General features: G+C 53.9%; 16 protein-coding genes. 4 read left to right on the forward strand and 12 right to left on the reverse strand.

Features of this window, described 5'->3' with window-relative positions:
- Positions 1-185: 185 nt before the first annotated feature.
- On the forward strand, positions 186-527 hold the full coding sequence (locus tag P0Y67_RS12875) for a cyclophilin-like fold protein (protein WP_342392178.1): 342 nt from the start codon (positions 186-188) through the stop codon (positions 525-527).
- Positions 528-845: 318 nt separating this feature from the next.
- Positions 846-983, forward strand: a complete 138-nt coding sequence (locus tag P0Y67_RS12880; RefSeq protein WP_342392179.1) for a hypothetical protein — start codon at positions 846-848, stop codon at positions 981-983.
- 862 nt (positions 984-1,845) lie between these two features.
- On the opposite strand, the gene P0Y67_RS12885 is transcribed toward P0Y67_RS12880, so the two are convergent.
- From P0Y67_RS12885 to P0Y67_RS12935, 11 genes are all read right to left on the reverse strand, one after another.
- Positions 1,846-6,387: an NPCBM/NEW2 domain-containing protein gene (locus tag P0Y67_RS12885; protein ID WP_342392180.1), complete on the reverse strand. Its 4,542-nt coding sequence runs from the start codon at positions 6,385-6,387 to the stop codon at positions 1,846-1,848.
- Positions 6,388-6,586: 199 nt separating this feature from the next.
- Positions 6,587-8,083: a CoA-acylating methylmalonate-semialdehyde dehydrogenase gene (locus tag P0Y67_RS12890; protein ID WP_342392181.1), complete on the reverse strand. Its 1,497-nt coding sequence runs from the start codon at positions 8,081-8,083 to the stop codon at positions 6,587-6,589.
- 2 nt (positions 8,084-8,085) lie between these two features.
- Complete coding sequence (locus tag P0Y67_RS12895; RefSeq protein ID WP_342392183.1) at positions 8,086-9,246, reverse strand: iron-containing alcohol dehydrogenase; 1,161 nt, start codon at positions 9,244-9,246, stop codon at positions 8,086-8,088.
- 201 nt (positions 9,247-9,447) lie between these two features.
- A complete protein-coding gene (locus tag P0Y67_RS12900) occupies positions 9,448-10,944 on the reverse strand; it encodes an FGGY-family carbohydrate kinase (RefSeq protein ID WP_342392184.1) in 1,497 nt (498 codons plus the stop codon).
- Between the two features lie 33 nt (positions 10,945-10,977).
- Positions 10,978-11,817 carry a class I fructose-bisphosphate aldolase gene (locus tag P0Y67_RS12905; RefSeq protein ID WP_027251177.1) on the reverse strand — a complete coding sequence of 280 codons (840 nt, stop codon included), beginning with the start codon at positions 11,815-11,817 and terminating at the stop codon, positions 10,978-10,980.
- Positions 11,804-13,555 carry a glycerol-3-phosphate dehydrogenase/oxidase gene (locus tag P0Y67_RS12910; protein WP_342392185.1) on the reverse strand — a complete coding sequence of 584 codons (1,752 nt, stop codon included), beginning with the start codon at positions 13,553-13,555 and terminating at the stop codon, positions 11,804-11,806. The genes P0Y67_RS12905 and P0Y67_RS12910 overlap by 14 nt, the downstream gene beginning before the upstream one ends.
- Before the next feature lie 41 nt (positions 13,556-13,596).
- On the reverse strand, positions 13,597-14,583 hold the full coding sequence (locus P0Y67_RS12915) for an aldo/keto reductase (RefSeq protein ID WP_342392186.1): 987 nt from the start codon (positions 14,581-14,583) through the stop codon (positions 13,597-13,599).
- Between the two features lie 35 nt (positions 14,584-14,618).
- On the reverse strand, positions 14,619-15,578 hold the full coding sequence (locus tag P0Y67_RS12920) for a sugar-binding transcriptional regulator (RefSeq protein ID WP_342392187.1): 960 nt from the start codon (positions 15,576-15,578) through the stop codon (positions 14,619-14,621).
- Positions 15,579-15,591: 13 nt separating this feature from the next.
- Positions 15,592-16,611 carry an ABC transporter permease gene (locus tag P0Y67_RS12925; protein WP_342392188.1) on the reverse strand — a complete coding sequence of 340 codons (1,020 nt, stop codon included), beginning with the start codon at positions 16,609-16,611 and terminating at the stop codon, positions 15,592-15,594.
- Between the two features lie 17 nt (positions 16,612-16,628).
- Complete coding sequence (locus P0Y67_RS12930; protein ID WP_342392189.1) at positions 16,629-18,164, reverse strand: sugar ABC transporter ATP-binding protein; 1,536 nt, start codon at positions 18,162-18,164, stop codon at positions 16,629-16,631.
- A gap of 64 nt (positions 18,165-18,228) precedes the next feature.
- Positions 18,229-19,284 carry a substrate-binding domain-containing protein gene (locus tag P0Y67_RS12935; protein ID WP_342392190.1) on the reverse strand — a complete coding sequence of 352 codons (1,056 nt, stop codon included), beginning with the start codon at positions 19,282-19,284 and terminating at the stop codon, positions 18,229-18,231.
- 521 nt (positions 19,285-19,805) lie between these two features.
- Here P0Y67_RS12935 and P0Y67_RS12940 point away from each other — a divergent pair.
- Both P0Y67_RS12940 and P0Y67_RS12945 read left to right on the forward strand, forming a co-directional pair.
- Positions 19,806-20,420 carry a LysE family translocator gene (locus P0Y67_RS12940; protein ID WP_342392220.1) on the forward strand — a complete coding sequence of 205 codons (615 nt, stop codon included), beginning with the start codon at positions 19,806-19,808 and terminating at the stop codon, positions 20,418-20,420.
- Between the two features lie 902 nt (positions 20,421-21,322).
- Entirely contained in the window at positions 21,323-21,970 is a 648-nt protein-coding gene (locus P0Y67_RS12945; RefSeq protein ID WP_342392191.1) for a MalM family protein, read from the forward strand.
- 23 nt (positions 21,971-21,993) lie between these two features.
- Here P0Y67_RS12945 and P0Y67_RS12950 read toward each other — a convergent pair whose 3' ends face one another.
- Positions 21,994-22,350, reverse strand: a complete 357-nt coding sequence (locus P0Y67_RS12950; RefSeq protein WP_342392192.1) for a hypothetical protein — start codon at positions 22,348-22,350, stop codon at positions 21,994-21,996.
- Positions 22,351-22,513: the final 163 nt, after the last annotated feature.

The following is a 22,513-nucleotide window of genomic DNA, read 5'->3' on the forward strand; positions in this document are numbered from 1 at the left end:
TTTGGTTGTCATATTCACCTCGATAAGTCATTTTACTCACTTAACGCGGTGTCCAAAAGTATTGGATCAGATCAGTTAGCCTATTATTACTATTATGTTTAACGCTAAGTAGCAGCTATGCAGTCCAGTTAGTAGAAGACCCAATCGCAGCTAAACACACCGCCACAAAATCGGAGAGTTCGTATATGTGGATAACCATTGGAGAGCATCGTTTCAAAGCCAGCTTAATCAACGCACCGGCAGCGCGTGAATTTTCCGACATGTTGCCATTTACCCTCATCATGGGCGACCTTAATAATAATGAAAAGCACGCTCTACTGCCTAAATCAATATCGACTGATGAACACTATCCAAAACGTATTCATAATGGCGATCTCATGTTGTGGGGTAATCAAACTATAGTTGTCTTCTACAAGGATTTTGACACCCCATATCCATACACTCGTATTGGCTACATCGAGGATCCTAGTCAGTTACAACAAGTACTTGAACAAAATAATGTAAGCGTAATATTTTCTAAAAACTAAAGATCGTAAGAAGAAAGTCGTTAACCCGAGTAATTTAAACTTTAGGCAAGCTACAACGGAAATCGGTAGCAGGGCGAGAGCACGAGTTAATAAATTGTAAAATCACTACTTAAATGTCATGTGAGGAGCTATAAAAAGAGTGATTTTTAGCCATCTACCACAGGTTCTAAACATGTGAGTTGTTCAATAGTTGTTCGGATGTTTCGAGAGAATTTATTAGTGAGCAAAAAGCGAGCATACGTGCTCTCACCCTGAAATCGGTAGTGTTCAAAGTTTTGTGTCTTTTCCTACACTTCCTAAAAAAGGGAGAGACACATCATGACTGATAAATACGACATTGATATCCAGGTACTTGCCAAAGCGTTGCAGTCCGGACAAAAACTCAATGGCAAGGATGGGCTGCTCACACCGCTGATTCAATCTGCCCCTGATATTCTCCTCCTCTACTCCTATTAGATTAGAAAAACAAACTGAACTACTGTGAATAAGAAGAGTATCAACGTACTATTCGCGCCGCAGCGCCGCATATTTTGCACGCTACCGCCCTCACGATTCGAAGTCACGATCAGAAAGCATGATTCATGCATATCTGTTCAACTAGCTATACACCGAGCGCTGTCTCACAGAAAGTCGTCGCATTAGGTAACTTAGGAGAAAAATCGTGGCCTCGACGCATGAGAAGATGTGACTCAAATCGATTTCGGGACATTACTAATGTTTCAAACTTAACCATTCCCTCATCCCGAGGGAAAAATTCAGGACGAATTTTCAGGTTGTCGGCGCCGGGAGCGCCTACAACCGACCCGGACAACACCAAAGAATCAAAAGGCATTTCTGGGCACTCTTTGGGCCAGCAAAGAGTGTCTGGCGCGCATTATCAAATGGTGAGATTGCCGCTGAACCCAAGCGCGACATACCCGCACAATCTTTAGAAATGCACTCGCTGTCTGGATTTCCGCCTGCGCGGAAATGACGGCTTTTTGCATTCACGGCATCATAAGGAATCACTCCCCCAGGGAAAAATTCAGGACGAATTTTTAGGTTGTCGGCGCCGGGAGCGCCTACAACCGCCCCGGACAACACCAACGAACAAACAGGCATTTCTGGGCACTCTTTGGGCCAGCAAAGAGTGTCTGGCGCGCATCCGTAAATGCTGAGATTGCCACCGAACCCAAGCGCGACATACCAGACAGACTCTAAATAGAATACAGCTTCAGGGTTTGCCCGCTTCGCTGGGCAAATAAAAAATGCCCGGACAGGCACTGCACTGTCCGGGCAAAACGGGCGGTCAGCCAGTCCACCTCCCCAAAGTAAAGCGCTAGTTCGCGTACCTCAACCGCGCATCAGCCCAATCCGCATGGTCATAGCCATCGCCATCACCCGCAGTCCCCACAACAAGTTTCAGCTCAGTAACGTTAGACGGAATCGGCAGATTCACGGTCACCGGCCCCTGACTGCCGGTCAGCGTCACGCTCTGATAGGCCAGACTGCCGTTCAGCCAGACTTCAAACACCACGCTGCCGTTATTGCCCACTTCATCATCCACACCAATCACCGCCTGGAACTGGTCATACTCACCGGCCACCAGGGTATAGGTGACGCTGGAATCCGCATGCACCCCAAGTCCCTTGCTGTAGACCGCCCCACCAATGGTGATCGGGTTGCCGTCGTTGGCCAGTTCTTCGCCGTTGCTGGTGTCTTTTTCCAGTGGCCCCCAGCCGTTGATTACCGTGCCGGTTTCAGTCATGTCGCTGAGATAGCTGTACTGACTCTGGCCGGAAGACTGCAGCAGTTTGGCATCGCCCCAGCTGGCGTGGTCACTGCCGACACCGTTACCGGCACCGGTCACCACCAGTTTGAGCTCATAGTTATCCGGGCTCAGATTAATGGAGACATACTGGGCGGTGTCTGAACCGGTCAGCGTGCCGCTCTGATAACTCAGCACACCGTCGACCCAGACTTCAAACACCACGCTGCCGCTGTCACCGACTTCATCATCGACCCCGACGAAGGCGCGGAACTGGGTATAGTCGCCATTGCTGATGTCATACACCACTTCAGATTCGGCATGCACGCCCAGACCTTTCTGATACTGGGTGCCGCCAATCGAGATAGTGCCGCCGTCATCCGAAGCCGCCTCACCGTTGCTGGCGTCTTTTTCAAACGGCCCCCAGCCATTGCTGGATGACACTTCTGCCAGATCGCTCAGGTACACCACTGTGGCTTCTGCCGGTGGCTCAGGGACCACAATTTCCGGCCCTTCGTATTCAATCTGCTCCAGGTAAGCAACCAGGGCTGCCCGTTCGCTGGCACTGCTGACGCTGTGCTGAGAGCCGGTTTGCAACACATCATTGAGCGTTGCGGCCTGTCCGTTATGGAAATACGGCGGTGTTGACCAGACGCCAATCAGAGTGGGCGTATCAAAACCGACGCCGCCCAGCGAAGTACCGATTCCCTGACCGGATGAGGCCTGAATGGTGCCGACATCATGGCGTTGATTATCGGTATAGAAATCGCCGCTGTGGCAGCTGTCGCAGCCTTTTTGGGTGAACAGCGTCTTCCCGGTTGATGCGGCTGCGGTCAGGCTGCCGTTCTGATTGCGGTACGGACTGCGTGGATACTGATTCAGACTGCTGACGTAAAACGCCAGATTATCGAGATCGGCACTGTAGCCTGCTTTGTTCGCGCCCAGTGGATCCGAGGTCAGCGCAAAGATGGCATCATCAAGAAAACCTACGCCCTGAAACGCCAGACGAATATCGTTTTCAAAATCATGGATTTCATCGAAGTTGGCTGTCCAGTGAACCCGGCCATTCCCCATGCCGACACGGCCGAGCAGAGAAATGGTATTTCGCAGCCCTTCACCGCGATCGGTAAAGTCCCAGACACGGTTATCACTGTCACCGTCGGTATGGCAACCGGCACACGAGATATAGCCATCACGGGTCATCCGTGCATCGCTGGCGTTGTAGAAAATCTGTTTACCGGCCAGCACGCGCGGATGCATGGTTTCATTCGATACCAGCGAAATATCCGCCAGTTTGGCAATGGCCTCGCCCTGATTTACAAACGGCGTTAAATCATGAACCGAAATGGTGCGCGACAGGAAGTTATGCACGAACAACAAGTTGCCGGCTTTCACCAAACCACGTGGCGCTTTACCTGAGTCGGCAATTTCACTGGCCCGCTCACGGGTATAGGCATCACGTACCTCGACGCTGTTTTGCCCTTCCAGCGCAATGTAGACATAATCGCCCAGCTCGCTGAACACCAGCGCTTTAGGTTGTGCCCTGTCGTCCATGTCCATTTGCAGGCTGGGGACTTCGGCCAGTGTGTTGAGATTGATCTGCGAAGTAATGGCACGCAGGGTGGTTTCAAAGGTCAGCGCCTGGTTTGGATCCCCCTCATTGTATTCACCGCGATCCACATTGGCTTTGATCGCCGGGATCCATGCCGACTGACCGTCCGGCGAGATAGTAACCGCATTGAGATAATTCGGGATCCCGCGGCTTCTGTCTTCGCCATCCACAGTGGTGGTGTCTTTCTGCAGATTGACCACAGAGTCCACTGACATCGAACCGATATGCACAGCCACAACTTCAGCGTGCGACTGAGGTGAGATAAACCGTGTCACCAGTGCGGTGGCCGAATCGCTGTCAACAGCGATCCCTCTGGCGCTCTGGCCCACACTGACTGTGCCGGTAATCGTTCGGTTCGACGGGTTGATTTTGACCACTTCGCCGGTTGCCTGCAAAGTGACCAGCGCCGCACTGCCGTCCGGCGTAAACACCACACCATGCGGCTGGCTGGCGCGCGGCAGATCTATGGTATGCAGTACGCTGCCGGTGGCAGACAAGACTTTGATGTTGTCGCTGTCCTGATTCGCGACCCAGAGGTTGCCGTCAGGGGCAATCGCCAGGGTGCGGGGTTTCTCGCCGACCTGGGTTTCCCACACTTTGCCGAACGGCGAGACCTGGCTGATCGCCGAGACGGTGCCGTTATCCTCATTGACCGCGTACACCCGGTTGGCATCTTTCACTAGGGTACTGGCGGTCGTCGGCGTGTTCAGCGTCAGCGGGTTGTACACAGTATGCTGCTGCGTTTTACTCGTGGTCAGTGAGCCCGATTCACGCACCGTCACAATGGCATTCCAGTGATTTGGCGAGCTGTAGGTGTGACTGACCGAGCCATTGCCGGAAAATGCGGTTGGCGGCGTGCCGTCACCAAAGTCCCAGGAATACTCCAGGTTGCCGCCCAGCAAAGGAGAAGCCGAGGCTGAGAAGGAAATGGGCGTACCCAGCGTCACCTGAGCCGCGCTGCCAAGTGTAATATCGTGACCAACGGCAGACCCGGTGGAGAAACGGTAGCTGGTCGCTGGCAGCGGGTTACCGGCAAAGTCTTCAATACCATCTACTTCAACCACATAAATGCTGTCGGCATCTAACTGGCTATCCGGTGTGAAGTTAGCAAACCCTAAATTCACACTGTAAGTCCCGCTGACCGGGGTACTGCTGCCCAGTTGGGTGACCGTAAAGGTATTGCTGTTGACCGACTCCATCAGCAGGCTGTCGGAAAAGACAATCCCGACCCGTGACGAACGGGGTTGCAGTGTTGAATCGATTGCCGGACTGCTGTGAACAATCGCCGGAGGCGTGTTGTCGGGCCCGGCCTGATGGGCAATTAAACCGCTGCCGGTGCCGTGGTCATTGCCGACCCAGACCATATTGCCGAACGGAAACACCTGGCCATGGTCGGTATCGCCGCCTGCGGCATTGAGCGAGCCGCTGCCTGATAGCTGTATGTTGCTGATATTGGTGATATCCAAGACCGAGATATCGTCCTGGTTCCCGAGAAACAGCTTATTATCCTGCACGTTACAGTACAGATTCTGGAACCCGGACAACTGATCGTGCACCAGTGTCATGGGCGTTGTTGTTGTATCGTAAATTCTCAGCTTGTCCGCGGTAGAGCGGGCGCCGAAGAAGGCATATTTACCGTCCCAGCACGAGGCATAATATTTCTCCGGCAGGGAGCTGAGGGTTTTCTCCAGTGTCGGGGTTTCCGGATCATCCAGGTTCAGAATAGAAAAACCCGCAGTGGTTTCCATGCTCGACAGGAACATCTTGTTGCCCACCACAAAGACCGGACCAACGTTGAAACCGCCCAGCTGCGAGGTAGGAATGGTTTTCACTATCGAAGGATTATTAACGTTGCTGGTATCCACTATGGTTAACCCGGCATTACCACGGGCCACATACAAATAAGGTGCCTGCCAGAACAGCTGCCAGGACACGTTATTGTAGTCACCAAAATTGACGCCCGAAATGGGCAGCTTAGAGACCTGAATCGGATTATTGACATCAGACCAATCCCAGATTTCAATCCCTTTCCCGGTCTGGATGGCAATCAGATTGTCTTCACTCAGACCAAAAGAATGCGGCTCGCGAAACTCCGCGGTACGCAGGCCGTTGCCGGTACGGTACTGATTACTGGTATCGGGTTCATAGACCATCTTGACCAAAGACAGGTTGGTCGGGTCTGAGGCATCCAGCGCAATCCAGCCACCGGGGCCGCCGCCGCTGTCCGGGGCGAAAATACCGACCATATACCCGTTGAGCATGGTCATGACATTCACGCCATAGTGTTTACTGCCGGGGTAATCCGGCGGCAGAAATCCGGTGGTGTCATCCACCAGCGGGTATGACACATGAGTGTAAGCTTCGCCTGAACTGTAGTTAAGGTTTCCCAGCCCGGGTCCCTGTGCCGCCGTGACTGACGCACTGAGTCCGAGCGAGGCGAGCAGTCCCAGCACAGGTCGTATGCCGGGGTAGCGGTTAAATCGCTTCCGTATTGCAGCCATGAATGATCTCCATGAATTATTGTATCACTAGCGCAGAATTGAACTGCATGGGGACTGTTCAGAGACCGCCCCTCAACCTCGGTTAGTGAGTAGGGTTGATTGATCGTGATTACTGCAAAACTTCGCCAACTGAGCCGCGGCTGAAAGCCGCTTATTATTGAGGCGGCTTCCTGCATTGGGAAGCCGCTCTTTTGAGGTGTTATTTCATGGTCGGCATGACAAAGTCAGCCTGTTGCTGCTGGTTTTTCGGCCAGCGGGTGGTGATGGTTTTCATGCGGGTGAAGAAACGCACTCCATCGCTGCCGTGCATGTGCAGCGGCCCGAACAGGGAACGCTTCCAGCCACCAAAAGAATGGAACGCCATGGGCACAGGAATCGGCACGTTCACCCCGACCATCCCCACTTCCACTTTGTCGCTGAACCGGCGTGCCGCTTCACCGTCGGCAGTGAAAATGGCAGTACCGTTACCGAATTCATGCGCATTGATCAACGTCAGGGCTTCCTCCAGCGACTGGGCGCGCAGCATTGACAGGACAGGCCCGAAGATTTCTTCGCGGTAAATGGTCATCTCAGGGGTGACGTGATCAAACAAGGTGCCGCCAACGTAATAACCGTTTTCAAAGCCGGGGACCTGATAATCACGGCCATCCACCAGTAAAGTGGCGCCTTCAGCTTCACCTTGGTCGATATAACTGCTGACGCGTTTCATGTGATCGTCGGTGATCAGCGGCCCCATTTCGTTCTCAACCGACTGGCCATAGCCCGGCCCGACCCGCAACTCACGAATCCGGGCCGTGAGTTTCTCTGCCAGCTTATCGGCCACTTCGTCACCTATGGCGACCGCGACGGAAATTGCCATGCAGCGTTCTCCGGCCGCGCCAAAGGCGGCGCCCATCAGGGCATTGACCGTCTGATCCAAATCCGCATCCGGCATCACCACCAGATGGTTTTTCGCACCGCCCAGTGCCTGCACCCGCTTGCCGTGTGCCGAGCCCTGTGAATAGATGTATTCCGCAATCGGTGTCGAGCCGACAAAACTGACCGCTTTGACTCTGGGATCACTCAGCAGCACATCCACCGACTCCTTATCGCCCTGCACGACATTAAACACCCCTGGCGGCAGTCCGGCCTGAGTCAGTAATTCCGCCAGTCTCAGCGCCGCGGACGGGTTTTTCTCTGACGGTTTCAGCACGAAGGTATTGCCGGTGGCCAGGGCAATCGGGAACATCCACATGGGCACCATGACCGGGAAATTAAACGGGGTGATCCCCGCACACACGCCCAAAGGCATCAGCATTGAATGCGAGTCCACATCTGTGCCCACATTGCGGCTGTGTTCGCCTTTTTGCAGATGGGGAATGCCGCAGGCAAATTCGACCACTTCCAGCCCGCGGGTTAATTCGCCTAACGCATCACTGTGTACTTTTCCGTGCTCGCGGCTGATCAGTGTTGCCAGCTCGTCCATGTTCTGTTCCAGCAAGGCTTTGAAGCGAAACAGAATGCGCGAGCGATTGAGCGGTGTCATTTGCGCCCAGGCCGGCCATGCCGCTTCCGCGCTGGCGATCGCCTGCTCGGTATCCGCCACGCTGGACAGGCCAACCTGATCGATCACTTTGCCGGTGGCCGGATCCGTGACCGGCAGATTGCGATCTGAGGTTACTGGCACTAACTCACTGTTGATGTAATTTCCAATCATCATTAACTCCATACCTTTTTATACAGTTCAATCACTTCATTCTTGCTCGGAATGCGCGGATTATTATTCGGTGAACCCGATGCCAGCGCCTGCTCCGCCATGATGTCCAGCAGCTCATGATACTGGTGCCGGTCAATCCCGAAATCCGACATCGCCGGCACCTGCAGATCGACGTTAAGCTGGGTCAGCTCAGACATCAGACGCTGCACGGCTTCTTCATCACTAACGATGTCATCAGCCAGCCCCATCGCGCGGGCGCAGTCGGCATAACGCGCCAGACTGGCCGGAATGGAAAACTCGGTAATCGCGGGCAATAACATGGCATTGCTCATGCCATGCGGAACATGGAAATGGGCGCCAATCGGACGGCTCATGCCGTGCACCAATGCGACAGACGCGTTGGAGAAGGCGATACCGGCCAGTGTGGCTCCCAGCATCAGTTTCTCTTTCGCCTCATGATTGCCAGGGGTATTCACCGCTTCGCGAAGATTCGGGGCTATCAAACGCATGGCTGACAGCGCCTGCTGATCGGAAAACACCCCGGCTTTGGCGCTGACATAAGCTTCAATGGCGTGTGTCAGGGCATCAATCCCGGTATCGGCAGCGATACGGGCCGGCACCGACAGGGTCAGCTCATAGTCGATGATCGCCGCCTGGGGGATCAGTCCCGGCCCCATGCACAGCATTTTCTCGTCTGTGTCCTGATCGGTGATGATGGTCACCCGGGTAACTTCCGATCCCGTGCCTGCTGTGGTCGGAATCGCAATCACGGGCAAGATGGCTTCTGTCACCACATGGGGCACTTTGTAGTCACGCATCTGACCGCCGTGCTGTGCCAGCAGACCAATGGCTTTTGCGCTGTCGATGGCGCTGCCGCCGCCCAGCGCAATCAGGCAGTCAAACTGACCTGTCACCACCTGATCAACCGCCGGCAGGATAGAGGCCTCAGTCGGCTCCGGCTCGGTATCCAGAAAGACACCGCACTCCAACCCTACCGCCGCCAGTGCGATTTCCACCCGGCGGACATAACCCAGCTCAGACATCACTCGGTCGCTGATAATCAATGGCTGACGGCAAGAGAGCAATGTCAGCATGTCTGCCACTTTATCCAGCGCGCCAGCCCCTATTTCCATCAGGCCGGGCATTACAATTCGTTGTGTCATCCCTTTCATCCTTTCCACCTTGTAGTCATCTACATAATATAGAGCACATACTGGTAAAAATGAGACAAAAAATATCAAAATAAATCAATTTTGAGAGGCTGAGCAAAGTCGTTAAACATCAGGATCGGCAAAGCCGTTCCGGTAGCACAGCCACCGAAACAGCGAAGTTAACCCATTGATATTCAATAAATTACCTGAGAGTCATGACATCAGCCCTTTCAAGGCGTTCGACACCGCCAGGTAACGCTGGTAGCGCTGATGAAGAATGGCTTGCTGCTGAGGCCTGGGCGTAAGAGGCGTATTGAGCTTGGCCATCGCGGCTACCGCCTGCTGCAGAGCCGGAAAACAGCCTGCACCGGTTGCGGCAGCCATCGCCGCCCCTCTGGCACCGGCTTCGGTGCAGTCGGAGGTCTGAATCGCAACATCCAGCACATCCGCAAACAGCTGGCTCCAGACCGGACTTTTGGCGGCCCCGCCGCTGAGAACCGCAGTGTCGATATGCTGACCCGCCAGCCTGAGCTGGCCGACATGTTCTAAGTGACCAAAGACAATGCCTTCATAGACGGCATAGAGTAAGTCCGATTTTTTATGCCATCCGGCCAGCCCGAAAAAATTCCCCTGCACCGGCTGATTGTCACAGCCGCCGTAGAGATAAGGGTGAAACAGCGGCAGATCGTCACTGATCACGGTGTCAGCCACCATGGCATTGAGTTGCTGAAAAAGATCGACATTGTGGGTTTTGGCTTGCTGTTTTTCTTGTTTGAAAAATTCACAGATGAACCATTCAAGGTTCGAGGCCGAGGTCGCACTCGACTCCACCGCCAGATAACGCTGGCCGGGAAAATGGCAGGCCATAAAGACATCCCTGCCCGGTAAGGTGTCCGTCACCACCTGATTAATGCTCCAGGAACCGGCAATCACAGAGGCGGCCTGGCTTTGCCAGACCCCTGAGCCGATAGCGCAGGCCACGATATCAAAACAGCCACTGACCACAGGCGTGCCTTCGCTCAGTCCGGTTAACGCCGCCGCTTCCCTGCTCACCCGGCCCATAACATCCTGACATTCCCTGATGTCGGGAATCGCCTGCTGCATCTCTGGGATAGCTAATGCAGTAAGCAAAGCGGCCGACGCCTCTCCTGCTGAAAAATCGTATAAACCCGACGCACTGAGATCCCCGTACTCGGTCGATATCTCGCCGGTCAGACAAAAATTCAGATAATCCTTACAGAACAGGACGCTGCCGATGCTCTGGTATGTCTCCGGGTGATACTGCCTGAGCCAGCAAAGCAGGGTGGCCGATTGTGCCGGCCAGACGCCCTGACGGTTCAGCTCCTGAATCAACTCATAGTCGGGCTGATTTTTTATCGTCTGCACCAGATCACTGGCGCGGCAATCGAGCGATTTGATCGCCAGCAGGGGCATAGTGTCGTGGTCCAGCAGGTACAGCCCGTTACCATGACCGCTGCACCCGACGGCCACCACCTGCCCGGACTGCACGGCCCACTCTTCCAGCAGGCGGCGTATCAGGGTTGCGCACTGCGTCCAGAGCGCTGCCATATCGCACTGAGCAAAACCCGGTGCAGGAAAATGCGTCGCCACTTTATCGCCCAGCGCACCGATTTCGCGGCCCTGTAAATCAAAGAGCGCCACTTTTATTCCCGTGTTTCCGCAGTCTATACCCAGTACGTATGGTGTCATTGCTTGCTTCCTTTTCTTGCTGACAGTGAATAATTACTGCTGATAAATGGCCAGTGCATCCGACACGCTGGCGTTGTTGTGGATCATCGCCATGAATGCCTGCACGATGCGGCTCGGGTTAGGGTGCTGGTAAATATTCCGGCCATACACCATGCCCAATGCGCCCTGATCCAGCAGTTGACGCGCCTTGCTGAAGACCACTTCGACATCTTCTTTGCCGCCGCCGCGGACCAGCACAGGACAACGCGCCGCTTCGACCACACGGTGGAACTCTGACGCATCAGCCGTTGGATCGGCTTTGATGATGTCTGCGCCCATTTCGCGGGCCAGACGCACCAGAGTCACTATCTTTTCCGCATCACCGTCGACCGCATAGGCTTTACCCGAACTGGCCGGCTGCATCACCAGCGGTTCAATCATCAGCGGCATGCCGTATTTGTCGCAGTCGTTTTTCACTTTGCTGATATTGACCACACACTGACGGAACAGATCCGGCTCATCGGGCAGCATAAACAGGTTGACCACTACGCAAGCCGCGTCCATCTGCAGCGCCTGCAGTACCGGCTCCTGATCATTTTGCATCACAGCCCACATATGACGGTGGCGAATGGTGTTATACGGATTGCCCATATCCAGCCGCATCACCAGAGCCGGTTTGTCTTTGCCGTCAACGTTTTGCAGCAGGTCGCTCTGACCATAGTTCATCTGAATCGCGTCGGGCCTGGCTTCCACCAGCTGGCTGACCACAGAGTCCATGTTTTCCAGACCATCGAGAAAAGACGGCTCGTTACACACACCGTGATCCAGTGCCACGTCCAGACAACGGCCGTTGTTAAACAGCCGGTTCATCCTTACTTTCTTACTGATATACATAGTTTCCTCCTGAAAAAGATGTGGTCCAGATTTGCTCAACCTGTTCAGTGCTGACGGCCAGACCATGATGTAGCTGTAACTGACGACAACTTTCTGCCAGATCCTGTTTTGTTTGCTGTTCATTCCAGCCCAGCGTCGCGGCCACCAGCTCGGTGACTTCAGCCAGTACCTGATTGTTTATCTGTCCTGCAATTGCCACCGAAGTGCGGCGCTGCAGCAGATCCAGCGTACGGCACACCGCCTCGTGTTCAATCAGGTACATCAGCTCGCGCCTTGTGTACGCCGGCAGGCTGGTCAGCACCGTATCCTCACCGGCGGCCAGGTATGCCATCACCGCCAGGCACTGAGTGCCGTAACGTTGCAGCAGCACCTCTGCTCTGGCTTCGCTCAGGCCGTATTGGGCATGGGCTGCTTTAGTAAAGGCTTTGCGTTCGATATCTGTCACAGGGAAATCCCTGCCGCCGCCGATGGGCCGGTCGGTTGTAGAAACCCGGCGGGGGAGCGCCATGTCCGATAAAATCTGATCGGCCACTTCTTCCCCGAAGGCGCGGAATGTCGTCCATTTGCCGCCGATCAGAGAATACAGACGCACCTGACCGTCTTCCGTCCTGTCCACCCGCAGTGCATGACTGCGCGGAATTTGCCCTGTGGTCGAGGTTTTCACCGACGGCAACGGGCGTACGCCGCTGAACTGATACACTATGTCTTCCCGCTCAATCACCAGTGCCGGAAACACGGCTTTCAGTGAGTCGAGCATGTAGTCAATTTCGTCATCGGTACAGGTCACGGCATCCAGATCTGCCACCGGAATATCTGTCGAGCCGATCAGTACGTTGCCGTAGTAGGGAAACAGAATGCACACCCGCCCTTCCGGGTTCTCGTAAAACACCATGTGCCCGTCCAGCTCGGCCAGTAACTCAGGGTGGCGGACAATAATGTGCGAGCCTTTGGTGCCCTGCAGATAACCCGACGCCAGTCCCAGCCGATCATTGGTCTGATCGACCCAGGCCCCGGTGGCATTGACCAGTTTGTCTGCGCTGATCGTGCTGGTTTCCCCTGTTAAGGTGTCACGCAGGGTAAAACGCTGACCGTCACGGCCCAGCAACTCGGTATAGTTACAGGCCAGACTGTCGCTTTGCTCGCCCGTGTCGCTCAGCACCTCCATTGCCAGACGCTCAGGGGCACTGATCCAGGCATCGTAGTAATCGGCGCTGCAGGCCACAGCGGGATCGAACTGTGGCCAGCGCACTGCCGTTTCAGACTGCGAGAAGAAACGGTGTTTGGCCAGGCGCTGATCACGCCGGGTGAAAAAGTCGTAGAACCACAGCCCCAGTTTAATCACCAGTGCCCCGCGGCGACTGGGTTTGTCCATCAGTCCGGTGAAGTTAAACAGCGCATAAAACAGCCCGGACCAGCGAGAAAAGATCGGAATCGTGGTAACCAGCGGCTGCACATAATGCGGCGCATTGACCAGCAGGCGGTTCCGCTCTGCCAGCGATTCCCTGACCAGGGCAAACTCGCCGTTTTCCAGATACCGCAGGCCACCGTGAATCATCCGTGACAGCGCGGCGCTGGCTTTACTGCAGAAATCCTCTTTCTCCACCAGCAAGACTTTCGCCCCCTGCAAAGACAACTCCCGGTACACACTGATCCCGTTGATACCGCCACCGACTATCAGCACATCGAAATGCGCATCCTGGGGTAATCGTTCCCGCCTTTGTTTTCCATCGCCTGCCATACTGCTCCCCTTATCGATTCTTATTGTGGGTGGGAATCACATCAGTCCGTCTGTAACTGGCTGAGCGACTGGGTCACCAGCGTGCTGATGGTATCCACATCCGTCGCTGCCAGATTCACCTCTCCGGCCCGCGCATTCTCAGCCGCCTGGGTTGGATTGCGGGCGCCGCACAAGGCATAGGTAATGCCCGGCTGCGACAAGGTCCAGGCAATCACCAGCTGGGCGACCGAGATGCCGTAGTCTTTAGCCAGCGGCGTGACCGACTGGCAGAACTGCTGCACTATCTGGCGGTTGGGCTGGGAAAACAAAGGATTCGACAACCGCTGATCATCGCCGTCAAACGTACGGTCGGCGGAGATTTTTCCGCTCAGCAGCCCCAGTGCCAGCGAGGAATAACTCAGGCAGGACACCCCGGTGGCGCGGGTATGCGGCAACAGGCTCTGCTCAAGCTCACGCTCAATCATGTTGTACTTTTCCTGCACCGCATCGACAGTGCCGAAGCGCTGATACTGCTTCAGATCGTCCAGGCTGATATTGCTGACGCCAATCGCACGGATCTTGCCCTGCTGTTTCAGATCCATCAGGGTGTTCATGGTTTCTTCAATCGGTGTGGTCGGGTCCTGCCAGTGGGTGATGTAGAGATCGATATAATCTGTCCCCAGACGACGCAGACTTTGCTCCAGTTCATACTGAATGGCATCGCGGCCAAGATATCGGTGCACCGGCTTGCCTTCCTCATCGAAGAAATGGTTGCCTTGCTGGGTGTGCCAGACCAGGCCACATTTGGTGGCCAGCACCACTTTATCGCGCTGGCCCTTGATGGCTTTGCCCACCAGCTCTTCCGAGCGGCCCAGTCCGTATGCCGGGGCGGTGTCAATCAGCGAAACGCCGCAAGTGATCGATTCCTGAATCGCGGCAACGGCATCCTTTTCATTGGTGCCGCCCCACATCCAGCCACCCATGGCCCAGGTGCCCAGGCCAATCACGGAGGCATCAATACCTGAAAAACCTAACTGTCTTTTGTTCATGGTCATCCCTCTCAAGTTAACAATTCTTCTGTGTTTCAATATGCATCGAGCACACCCTGTGCGGTCGATTCATCAGTGATCAAGGTGTTGAGAAAACCGCCGCGCAGCGCAGCAGCAATCGGCATCACTTTTTCAGCCCCGGCTGCAACGCCGATACTGACCGGGATCTGGCGCATTTCCGCCAGCGACAGGCCGACCAGCTTGTCGTTCAGCGCCGGAATGCAGGCCGAGCCGGACTGGTCATACAGATGCGCAAAAACTTCCCCTTTGCACTGGCTCTCTGCCACCAGGGCTTTTTCGCCGTTGATCCAGTGACGCAGGTCGAAGTAGCTTTCATCGCCTTTCGCCACCGCGCCGATACCCGCCAGCGCGATGTCGGCATGCCGGGCCATCTCCAGCACTTCCTTGGTGGCCCGCATGTTGATCAGCATGTCACGGTCCGACTGCGTATCTGCAAACAAGGGCGCATGAAGCTGCATCGAGCGGCCCCCCAGCTTTTCCGCCAGTGCCGAGGCCAGATAGTTCACATCGGTAAAATGCGTGCCCTGCACCCCGCCGGTGGCCGGCACCACAGTCACGTTCATGCCTTTCACCGGCTTCATCACGTCGACGATGGTGGCCAGTGCCTTGCCGCCACTGATGCAGATGACATCATTCTTACGCAGGGTGTCCTGTAAAAATTCCGCCGCCACTTCCGCAATCTGCGTAAACCCAACGACAGGATCATCGGCATAGGACGGACAAAGTACCGCTTTAGGCAGACCCGTACGTGCCATCAGCTGCTTTTCCAGCTCCATGACCCCCATGTGCGGAATGTTGAGGATAATTTCGACCAGCCCCTCTTCCCGCGCCTGGCGGATAATGCGGTTCACCTTGGCCGGCGACAGATCCAGGCTTTTCGAGATCTCCGCCTGGCTGCGATTCTCCTTGTAATGCGAGAACAGCACCTTGCTCACCAGGCGGGAGACATCCAGGCTTTTCGTTGTGGTTTGCATAGGTTCAGCCCTCTCAGGATTTGGCTTTCGACTTCTGGTGCAAATGGTGGTCCGCCGCCACAGCCGCCAGCAGGATCAGCCCTTTAATGAACTCCTGCCAGTACACAGACACATCGAGCAGAATCAGTGAGCTGGACACCACACTCAGCAGCGCTATCCCCAGAATCGCCCCGAAGATGGTGCCTTCGCCGCCTTTGAGGCTCGCGCCGCCGATCACCGCTGCAGCAATAATGTTCAGCTCCAGCCCGACCCCGAAGTTGGGCGTTGCCGCACCGAATTTCGACATATAGATGATCCCGGCCAGACCGCAGAGCGCGGAGGACAAGACGGTGACGTACAGCTTCACCTTGTTGGTGTTGTCGCCCGAGTACTGCGCGGCTTTCTCGTTACTGCCGGTGTAGAAAATCTTGCGGAAAGCTTTGGCATTTCGCAGCAGGAAGTCGCTGATAATGATCACCACAAAGAAAATGATGATAGAGAACGGCACCCCGAACAGGGTTCCCTGACCGACAAACTTAAATTCAGGCGGCAGAGTGAACAGCGAAATGGGCGTGCCCTGAGTGATGATCATGCTGGCCCCCCGCGCCAGTCCCATAAAGGCCAGGGTGACAATGAAATGGTGCAAGCCCAGCCGCGTGACGCACAGCCCCATCAGCCAGCCGATGAAACCGCTGAAACCGATAGAGGCCAGGCTGGCCAGCCAGGGGTTCATGCCCAGCATGAAGAGCTTGGCGGCAAACACCATGGCCAGACACATCACTGCGCCGACCGACAGGTCAATCCCGCCGACAATCAACAGCATGGTCATGCCGACCACCACAATGCCTTCGGTGGAAAACGACAGCAGCATGGCTTTCATATTGGCCCAGGTCAGAAAATACGGTGAGGCAAAGCTCATGCCGATAAACATCGCCACTATGATGAGGATCAGCGTGAATTCCCGCATCTGACTGACGCGCACCAGCGCATCACGGAAGGAACGTTTTTTACCGGTAACCGAAGTGCCGGGTGTAGATACATGTTCAATAGTCATTATTATGTTCTCCTGCATTACGCCTGTACGGCTGCCTGCGTCAGTTCCGCGGAACCGGACGCAAGGTGCATGATGTTCTGCTCAGTAATATGATCCCCGGTCAGCAGCCCCATCTGACGCGACTCGCGCATCACCATGACTCTGTCACTCAGGCCGATGACTTCCGGTAATTCTGAAGAGATGACAATGATGCCGACACCTGTGTTTGCCAGATCGCGGATCAGTTTGTGAATTTCAGATTTTGCCCCCACGTCGATGCCCCGGGTCGGCTCATCGAGAATGATGAGCTTAGGGTTCACCGACAGGATTTTGGCCAGAGCGACTTTCTGCTGGTTGCCCCCGCTGAGCGACGACACCTTATGATGCAGGCTGCCGCTTTTCAGGTTCAGTCTGTCGGTCAGGGTCTGGGTTTGATCAAATTCCTTGTCTTTGCTAATCAGACCGTGCTCAGACACCAGTTCCAGCTTGAGCGCAGAGACATTAACGGCAATGGATAAATCCAGAAACAGACCTTCTTCTTTACGGTCTTCCGAGAGATAGACAATGCCTTTGTCTATCGCATCGCGATAACAGTTAATGGTGATCGGCTGGCCGTTGAATCTCAGCTGGCCGCGCTGTTTGGTGTGCAGGCCGCACAGGCCCTTGACCATTTCTGAACGCCCGGCGCCAATCAGACCGGCGACGCCAAAGATTTCACCCTGATACACCTTAAAATCAATGTCGTTAAATCTCTGCCCGTCTGACAGGCCTTCAACGTCGAGGATCACCGGATTATTCTCGACCTGACCCTGGCATTTCGGCGGATACAGGTTGGCAATTTCACGCCCGACCAGGCTCTGAACAATCGCCTGTGGTGTGGTGTCCTCTATCCGTTTGGTATGGATGTAATGGCCGTCACGGAATACGCTGACCCGGTCGCACTGCTCAAAAATCTCCGCCATGCGGTGACTGATGTAAATGATGCTGATCCCCCGTGCTTTCAGTGTCTGCATAATGGCAAAGAGGATGTCGGTTTCCTGATCGGTCAGCGCCGCTGTCGGCTCATCCAGGATCAGAATTTTGCAGTCCAGCACCAGGGCTTTGGCAATTTCCACCAGTTGCTGATTAGAGATAGTCAGATCAGACACTTTCTGTCGCGGGTCGATATCGGCCAGCTGACTGACGACCTCATAGGCTTCGCGATATAAGGTTTTGTAATCCACCAGCCAGCCATCCGAGCTGTTGATTTTCGCCATCATGATGTTTTCAGCCACTGACACATCAGAGCAGAGTGCGATTTCCTGATGGACAAATCCGATGCCCAGCTTCTGTGCTTCTAACGGACTGCTGACCACCACTTTTTCGCCATTAATAAACATTTCCCCGCTGTCCGGCTGGTGTATGCCGTCGATGATTTTCATCAGCGTAGACTTGCCGGCACCGTTTTCACCGGCAATGGCATGCACTTCACCGGGCAGTAAATCGAAGCGGATATTATTCAGCGCGGTTGTCGAACCAAAGGTTTTGGTCACATTTCGGATCTCAAGCACTGGCGTTGTGTTGGACGTTTCCACCGTCTCTCCTCCATGAGTATGCTGAGGGAAGAGGCCCGGATACCGGGCCTCAGCAGGGTAGGACTTACTCGTTGATACCTTTAGTGCCGCGTTTCGACAGGTACTTATCCCAGTAGAAATCATCAGCATTGGCTTTGGTGACAATGGAGAAACCGTTATCGACGAACGGCACGCTCATTGGGTTATACCCGGCACGGTCATGGTCGTTCATCGGATCAATCAGGCCAGGGTGCGCCGCCATATACAGCAGCATCATGCCCATATAGCCCTGCATGCCCTGGTTCGGGTTCACCGCACCGAAGATCTCACCTTGCTTGATCATGTCGAGGATCTTGGCGTTCACGTCGGCATTGAACACGCGGATTTTGCCGCCCAGTTCTTTGGCTGCCTGCGCTGCGCCCATGGCAGAGGTTGCTTCAGGCATAAAGACAGCGCCCAGATTCGGGTGCGCCTGCGCCATGGTCATCAGAGAGTTATAGGCTTTGGTGGCATCGGTATTACTGGCCGCGCGGGACACCAGCTTCATGTCAGGCCACTTCGACTTCATGCGCGCAATAAAGGCGCTCACGCGTCTGTCGTGGTTGTCCTGGCCCGGGTTCTCCAGCACCGCGTACTCACCTTTACCGCCCATGTCTTCCGCCACGGCATCGGCGGCGAACTTACCTTCCTGATAGTTATCCGAGGTAATAAAGGACACCCGCTTACTGTTAGGTGAATCCGCTGCAAAGGTCACCACAGGAATCCCCATTTCTGCCGCCCGGTTAATCGGTTCAATAAAGGGATCCGGGTTCATGGGGTGCAGCAAGATACCGGCCGGTTTCTTCGCCAGAATCTGCTCAAATGACGCAAGCTGTTTATTCACATCGTATTCCGGCGTGCCGGTATAGACAGTTTTACAACCCATTGAGCGTGCGGCTTCCTTCATCATTTCATAGACAGGGAACCAGTACTCCACACCGGATACCATCACGTTCATGTAATAGGTTTCACCCGGCTTACACTTAAACGGCGTTGCCGCTTTGGTTTCAGCCATGGCTGGTGAGGTAGCGGACAGAATGGACAGTGCCACAGTGGCGGTAGCCATCTGAAGCGTTTTCTTCATGACACGTAACTTGCTCATCCCACTCTCCTTTGTTTGGGGGATTACGAACTTTCAACCTACTGCCACCAGCTTGTGATACCGCGACCAAGCTTCAGATTGAGAAATAAACCAGTGAATGAAATATTTTTGCTCTCAGTGAAAGATGTTTACGAGATGTTAAAGATATTTCATTTGAGTTAAATTTATGCACAAACTTCGACCGCGTCAAATCAAATTGATATCGAAAGTCTCATTTTGATATAAAAATATCGATTTATGTCCAGTTCTTCTACGGCAAAAGAGATTCGGGATAACGAGCATTGAATCGCTAACACCCTGATAACCTGTCACTTTATTAACAAGGATCACAATAAAATCAGTCCAATCTGTGCTGATTCAGGGCAAAAAAGTGAGAGTAGTAAAGCGTGAAGCGCCTCACTGTTTATTTTCATTCCGCCGGGTGTTCAGACCAAAGTCATGTCACAAAACACTACCATCGCCTCAGCGAACTGATTACACTGACAATCGTTTTTGTTAACACATATGTCAGGATGTATATGTTGGATTTCACCCTACTAAGCGCATTTATCCCTACTTTTTTCTTTGTTTCGATTACGCCTGGTATGTGTATGACACTCGCCATGACACTGGGGATGAGCATTGGTGTTAAACGCGCACTCTGGATGATGATGGGTGAACTGCTCGGGGTGGCGCTGGTTGCCATTGCGGCTGTGATGGGCGTTGCCACCGTCATGCTGAACTATCCTCAGCTTTTCAGTGCCCTTAAATGGGTGGGCGGTGCTTACCTGTTCTGGCTGGGCATCAATATGTGGCGTAACCGGGGTAAAATGTCGCTGAACCTGGAAACCCCCACAGTGACACAGCGCGGACAGCTCATTTCTCAGGGATTCATCACGGCCATCGCCAACCCTAAAGGGTGGGCCTTTATGATCTCCCTGCTGCCCCCCTTCATTAACATTGACTTGCCGATGGCACCTCAAATGGCAGGTTTGCTGACTATCATTCTGATGACAGAGTTTGTTGCCTTACTGGTTTACGCCAACGGCGGCAAGAGCCTGCGGCTGTTTCTGACCAAAGGGGACAACCTGCGTTATCTCAACCGCATTGCCGGCACCTTGATGATGGGTGTGGGTGTCTGGCTGGCGCTGGGCTGAACCGGATAACCAACGGAAATAGTCAAGAGCATGCCGGCATTTGTTCGGCATTTTTTATACCTGCGCCTCGTCAATAATTCGTCTCACGCCGCTAACCCTCTGAATCCCAGCGTCAAAAATCAGTCCGTTTGGCGCCATTATTATGCCCACCCGCTGATTTTTGCGAGAAATATCACTTTCCACTGAGCAACGATGTGCATTACACTCTGCTTGCTGTCAAAAAAACACACGAAGAAAGGAAAAAAAATGTGTTGTGATTCCCCCAATTTAATGCGGGTTAAACGCGCCATCTGGCAACGATTAACCTGTAAAGCCATCTACCTGTGTAAAAGCTGCAACAAAAAAACGAAAGTCTAGCGTTGCATCAGTCAGATTCTGGCCTTCTCGTTTCCCCCCTCCTTTTGAGCTTTACAATTCATTTTAATGGGAGCCAAGCTCCCGTTAACGCCTGACGAACGCCTGTCCGCTTCTCTCTAACCCTGCTTACACACTCAAGACTTTATGTGTAATTCCTTGTTTCAAAAGTCTAAAAAGCAAAAAACCGCTACGCTAAGTCAATGCTACGTCACGCGTGCGTCAGCTTTATGTCACCAATAAAACCGATGTGATATCTGTCACACTGTTAAGCCAGGGTACGGCTTACACTGCCCGGCATCCGTCACTGTTGAACGATCTGAGAGAAAGATGTGTTGCGATAATCCAATGCTATACCGAGTGAAACGAACGCTATGGGAAAAGTTTACCTGCCGGGCAATCTACCGCTGCAAGACATGCAATACGAAAATGAAAGTGTGAGAAAAAGGACAGCTGACTTCACCTGCGACTTGTCGCGCTGAACATCATCAACCGCAGCAGCAGATGCTATGTTTGAAACATGGTGGTAAAACACTGCTGAGGCCAATATGCGCTTCCTGCTTGCTTGCTTACTGGCGCTGACATTAACAAGTTGTTCGTTAACAGACGAATTTAGCCCCAATACGGTCAATGGCGTGCCCAATGTCAGTGTCACCGAATCAAAAAATGCACGTCAGCACTTAGCCTCCGCGACCAGGTTGTTTACCGTGGTGAGGGAACTACCTTCGCTGGACTGCTGCGATGAATTACCCGTGCTTTTTACTCTATCCAGCGATGATGTGATCTTAGAACTCTCCTCCGGACGCAGTTTCGTCAAACTGATAAAACTCACCCCTCAGCTCAGACGGCAGGATCTGACCCTGACGAGTCTGGTCAGCCAGACCGTCTTTGCTCCCCAAGTGCAGTTTTATACCGAAGATTTCCTGCTGATTGACAGCCTGACAGCATACCGCTACCGCCCATTCTCTTATCAGGAACCGGACAGACTCGAAATCACCCTGCCGCTCAGTCAGTACAATACCCCGGTTCACTATGTACTGGTTTACACCAGCCAGAGCGAAATGGACACCTACACCCCCTTGCTGGACATTGAATCCAAATATGATCGCAACCTGGGCCTGGATATCATGCCCCGCCCCTGGTTCATTGCCCCACACGCACCCACCGGGACGCTGATTTTGAACCGTGCCAAATAATCGGCCTCAGATGACATCCATTATTATTGATCGTAACGCCAGCGCGGCGGAAATGCCTGGTTCATCACCAGTGAATCGCCTTTCAGTTCAAACTGAAGTTTCGCTTCGTTTGTAGAGATGTTTTCGACGATCAGACAAGCCTGAAAGACAGACCAGTTAAAATCCACGGTCACAGTGACCTTTGCCCCCTCGAGAGCAATGTCTTTTATCGTCATTGAATCCGGCACAATCGTCATGTGCGGATCGTCTGTCCAGGCCAGTTCATAAAACAGCGGCTGGAACTCACTTTCCGCTGCCTTTACCGCCGCGTTTATCTGCGCATCACGATCCGGCAACTCAGTATTGAGTACCAGTACCAGAGACAGAGCTTGCTCACTCATGATGTATCCTCGTTTCTTCACTGACAGATAGCATACCAGATACAAGATACCTGATACCTGCAAACAGCGAACGAGCACTCATTCTATATGGGCAGTGACGAGCGCCAGAGACTGGTGCCCGCCGGCAATCTAATCCCCCGGCATGCGCTTCTCCACAAACAGC

Origin of the sequence: Photobacterium sp. SP02 (assembly GCF_038519165.1) — a bacterium.
Taxonomy (GTDB): Bacteria; Pseudomonadota; Gammaproteobacteria; order Enterobacterales; family Vibrionaceae; genus Photobacterium; species Photobacterium halotolerans.

Bases quoted from the DNA above. Each gene is read 5' to 3' on its own strand.
- P0Y67_RS12875 (WP_342392178.1), top strand. From the start codon at position 186: ATGTGGATAACCATTGGAGAGCATCGTTTCAAAGCCAGCTTAATCAAC.
- P0Y67_RS12880 (WP_342392179.1), top strand. From the start codon at position 846: ATGACTGATAAATACGACATTGATATCCAGGTACTTGCCAAAGCGTTG.
- P0Y67_RS12885 (WP_342392180.1), bottom strand. From the start codon at position 6,387: ATGGCTGCAATACGGAAGCGATTTAACCGCTACCCCGGCATACGACCT.
- P0Y67_RS12890 (WP_342392181.1), bottom strand. From the start codon at position 8,083: ATGATTGGAAATTACATCAACAGTGAGTTAGTGCCAGTAACCTCAGAT.
- P0Y67_RS12895 (WP_342392183.1), bottom strand. From the start codon at position 9,246: ATGACACAACGAATTGTAATGCCCGGCCTGATGGAAATAGGGGCTGGC.
- P0Y67_RS12900 (WP_342392184.1), bottom strand. From the start codon at position 10,944: ATGACACCATACGTACTGGGTATAGACTGCGGAAACACGGGAATAAAA.
- P0Y67_RS12905 (WP_027251177.1), bottom strand. From the start codon at position 11,817: ATGTATATCAGTAAGAAAGTAAGGATGAACCGGCTGTTTAACAACGGC.
- P0Y67_RS12910 (WP_342392185.1), bottom strand. From the start codon at position 13,555: ATGGCAGGCGATGGAAAACAAAGGCGGGAACGATTACCCCAGGATGCG.
- P0Y67_RS12915 (WP_342392186.1), bottom strand. From the start codon at position 14,583: ATGAACAAAAGACAGTTAGGTTTTTCAGGTATTGATGCCTCCGTGATT.
- P0Y67_RS12920 (WP_342392187.1), bottom strand. From the start codon at position 15,578: ATGCAAACCACAACGAAAAGCCTGGATGTCTCCCGCCTGGTGAGCAAG.
- P0Y67_RS12925 (WP_342392188.1), bottom strand. From the start codon at position 16,611: ATGACTATTGAACATGTATCTACACCCGGCACTTCGGTTACCGGTAAA.
- P0Y67_RS12935 (WP_342392190.1), bottom strand. From the start codon at position 19,284: ATGAGCAAGTTACGTGTCATGAAGAAAACGCTTCAGATGGCTACCGCC.
- P0Y67_RS12945 (WP_342392191.1), top strand. From the start codon at position 21,323: ATGCGCTTCCTGCTTGCTTGCTTACTGGCGCTGACATTAACAAGTTGT.
- P0Y67_RS12950 (WP_342392192.1), bottom strand. From the start codon at position 22,350: ATGAGTGAGCAAGCTCTGTCTCTGGTACTGGTACTCAATACTGAGTTG.